Raw genomic sequence first — 3770 nt, forward strand, 5'->3', positions numbered from 1 at the left:
ACGGAGGCGGCGGCGCTGACCGGCACCGCGAAGCTGTACCGCCCGGCCGGGGACGACATCACGTTCTCCTTCGACGCGCATCTGGCGGAGAAGGACCGGCAGGATCCGATGAAGGCCACCGGCACGTTCCGCTTCAGCCACTACAAGGGCGACTGGGGCGGCTACGCCAAGGTGAAGGTCGACTGCCTGACCACGGGCGGGAAGGTGGCCGTCGTGTCGGGTGTCGTCGTCGAGACGGACGTGAAGGAGTTCCGCAAGGCGCGGGTGGGCGTCACGGTGCACGACACCCCCGGCGGCGACCGGCTCGGCTACACCTGGATGACCGCCGACCCGCAGAAGGACAAGGTGCCGCCGTGCCTCAGCGGCGCGCCGTTCGAGAAGGTCGAGAAGGGGACGGGCGACTTCAAGGTCGTGCCCTGGGAGTTCGTCTACCCCACCGAGTAGGCGCCCCACCGGGGTGGACGGGGCCACTCGACCGAGCGGACCGCCCCGCGGGGGTGGGCGGGCGAAGGCCGGTGCGGGAACCACGGCCCGCACCGGCCCGACCGCCGGCGTCCCCGCGGGGTCGCGTACGCGGGGTTAAGCGGGCGACCCCGAGGAGAAGCGCCGCAGGAGCGGCGACAGCACCAGGACGGACTTGGTGCGCTCCACGAAGGGCTCGCCCGCGATCCGCTCCAGGACCCGCTCGAAGTGGCGCATGTCCGAGGCGAAGACCTGGACGACGGCGTCCGCGTCACCGGTGACGGTCGACGCGGACACCACCTCGGGGTACCGCTCCAGACCTCGCCTGATGTCGTCCGGCGAGGTGTTGTGGCGACAGTAGATCTCGACGAAGCCCTCGGTCTCCCAGCCGAGCGCCGCCGGGTCCACCCGTACGGTGAATCCGGTGATGGCACCCTCGGCCCTGAGCCGGTCCACACGCCGCTTCACGGCGGGGGCGGAGAGTCCGACGAGCGAGCCGATGTCGGCGTAACTGCGGCGGGCGTCTTCCGCGAGGGCGTGGACGATGCGTTCGTCGAGGTCGTTGAGTCGCACTACGGGTGGATCACTTCTCTGCTGAGGTCCCAGCCACGGCCGGCACGGAGGCCAGTCGGGAGCGGCGCATGCCGTACAGGAAGTAGAACACGAGGCCCGCGGCCATCCAGCAACCGAAGACCACCCAGGTGACCGCGTCGAGGCTGAACATGTTGTACACGCAGAACAGGAAGCCCAGGATCGGGAAGGTCCAGCCGAGCGGCACGCGGAACGTGCGGTCCATGGTCGGGCGGGTGCGGCGCAGCACGATCACCGCGATGTTGACCAGGGCGAAGGCGAACAGGGTGCCGATGCTGGTGGCGTCGACGAGCTTGCCCAGCGGGATGACCGAGGCGAGGGCGCCGCAGAACAGCGACACGAGGACGGTGTTCACCCGCGGGGTGCCGGTCTTGGCGTTGACCTTGCCGAAGACCTTGGGGACGAGGCCGTCGCGGGACATCGCGAAGAGCACGCGGGTCTGGCCGTAGAGGACGGTGAGGACGACGCTGGCGATCGAGATGACGGCGCCGGCGGCGAGCAGGGTGCCCCAGAACTTCTGACCGCTGACGTCGTTCATGATCGCGGCGAGAGTGGCCTCGGAGCCGTCGAAGTCCTTCCAGTTCCACGCGCCGACCGCGACGGCCGCGACCAGGACGTAGAGCACGGTGACGATGAGCAGCGAGAGCATGATCGCGCGGGGCAGGTCGCGCTTCGGGTCCTTCGCCTCCTCGCCGGCGGTGGAGGCGGCGTCGAAGCCGATGTACGAGAAGAAGAGGCTCGCTCCGGCGGCGCTGACGCCGGCCATGCCGAGCGGCATGAAGTCGGCGTAGTTGCCGGACTTGAAGCCCATGAAGCCGATGGCGCAGAAGAGCACCAGCGCGGCGATCTTCACGAAGACCATGATGGTGTTGACGACGGCGGACTCGCGGGCGCCGCCGAGCAGGAAGACCATCGCGAGCAGGACGACGATCAGGCCGGGCAGGTTGATGAAACCGCCCTCGCCCGGGGCGGAGGAGAGCGCGTCGGGGATGGTGACCCCGATCGTTCCGTCGAGCAGCTCGTTGAGGTACTCGCCCCAGCCGACCGCCACGGCGGCGACCGAGACGCCGTACTCCAGGACCAGGCACCAGCCGCAGACCCAGGCGACGAGTTCACCCATCGTTGCGTAAGCGTACGAGTAGGAAGAACCCGCGACCGGTATGGAGCCGGCCAGCTCGGCGTACGAGAGGGCGGAGAAGAGCGCCGTGAGGCCGGCGATGACGAAGGCGAGGGTGACTGCGGGGCCGGCCTTCGGAACGGCGTCGCCGAGCACGACGAAGATGCCGGTGCCGAGCGTGGCACCGATGCTGATCATGGTCAGCTGCCACATCGAGAGCGAGCGGCGGAGATTGCCACCCTCGCCCTGCCCACCCTCTGCGACCAGCTGTTCCACCGGCTTGCGCCGGGTCAGTGCGCCGAGAGCGGAGGTCTTGCGGGTGGTCGATTCCTCGACCGGCGGGGCTGCGCCATGGTCCAGCACTGCGGAGGCTCCTTATCGCTGCCTGTCGTCGTGACGGGGGACCGCAGCGGTACGCGGGCATGCCGAAGAAGGCCCACGGGGGAGGGGAACCGCCGAGCAGGCGGTCCCCGCCACTCCTGGTACGAGGCATGAGCCTAAGGGGCGGAGGTTCGCACTCGTAATGCAGGGTTGTTGCGCACTGCCGAATGATCATTGCGCGCTCGGGTCGCAGACGGGGAAACATTGCGCTCCCCCGCATGAATCCACACATTGGGGGTGTGAACCGGGCTCCCGCGAGCATTGACTCCTCATGCCCCGTGACCCACGCTGCGAGCCCACGACGACCCCCGGATCGGAGGCAGAGGTGGGCTGGCTCGACCCGACGCCCTTCCTGCGCGGTACGGCCTGGCTGGACGGGAACCGGCCGGTCCGCGCCGACCCCGACGACCTGGAACGGCTGCCGTGGGACATCGCCGAGCGGGCCGCGCTGCCCATCGGCGTACGGGTGGAGTTCACCGCCGCTCCCGGCACGCGCGCGGTGCGGCTGCGCTACCGGGCGGCCGTCCCCGGGCCCGACGACCCGCTCGCCGGACTCCGCCACTGCTTCGCCCTCTGGAGCGGTACGCGGCTCGTCGGCGAGGCCTGCGCCGCCCCGGCCTCCGAGGCCACCGTCACGCTCCCGCTGCCCCCGGGCGGCGGTGTCTTCACCGTGCACCTCCCGGAGGGCCAGGCGCCGGTGCCGCTCGCCCTGCGGGCCATCGGCGGGGCGCTCTCCCCCGCCCCCGCGCAGCCCCGCTGGCTGGTCCACGGCGACTCGATCACCGAGGGCTGGTGGTCGACCCGCCCGGCCCACTCCTGGCCCGCCACGGCGGGCCGGCTCCTCGGCCTGGACACGGTCAACCTCGGGTACGCGGGCGGGGCGCGCGGCGAACTCCCGCTCGCCGAGCACCTGGCGCGGCTCCCCGGCGAGGTGATCACCCTCGCGTTCGGCACCAACTGCTGGTCCACGGTGCCCGCGACGGCCGACTGGCTCTACGCCACCGTCCGGGCCTTCGTGGGCCTCGTCCGGCGCGGCCACCCGGACACTCCGCTGATGATCGTCTCGCCGGTGCTGCGCCCGGCGGCCGAGCACACCCGCAACGCCCTCGGAGCGACCCTCACGGAGCTGCGCAGGGCCATGGAGCGGGCCGGCCGGGACCTGGCGGCCGAGGGCGACGCACGGCTCCTGGTCCTCCCGGGGCGGCCGCTGCTCGGCCCG

4 protein-coding genes are annotated in these 3770 nt (G+C 71.3%); 2 read left to right on the plus strand and 2 right to left on the minus strand.

Going from position 1 to position 3770, the window contains the following annotated elements:
* Positions 1–444, plus strand: a 444-nt coding sequence (locus AMK27_RS40925; protein WP_073919583.1) for a Repetin, incomplete at its 5' end; no start/stop codon positions are given.
* Between the two features lie 135 nt (positions 445–579).
* On the opposite strand, the gene AMK27_RS40930 is transcribed toward AMK27_RS40925, so the two are convergent.
* On the minus strand, positions 580–1035 hold the full coding sequence (locus tag AMK27_RS40930; RefSeq protein WP_015032260.1) for an Lrp/AsnC family transcriptional regulator: 456 nt from the start codon (positions 1033–1035) through the stop codon (positions 580–582).
* 10 nt (positions 1036–1045) lie between these two features.
* On the minus strand, positions 1046–2533 hold the full coding sequence (locus tag AMK27_RS40935) for an amino acid permease (protein WP_073919585.1): 1488 nt from the start codon (positions 2531–2533) through the stop codon (positions 1046–1048).
* Between the two features lie 289 nt (positions 2534–2822).
* On the opposite strand from AMK27_RS40935, the gene AMK27_RS40940 reads away from it, so the two are divergent.
* On the plus strand, positions 2823–3770 hold a 948-nt coding region (locus tag AMK27_RS40940; RefSeq protein ID WP_241847816.1), incomplete at its 3' end, for a GDSL-type esterase/lipase family protein.

Origin of the sequence: Streptomyces sp. CB02009 (assembly GCF_001905825.1) — a bacterium.
GTDB lineage: Bacteria > Actinomycetota > Actinomycetes > Streptomycetales > Streptomycetaceae > Streptomyces.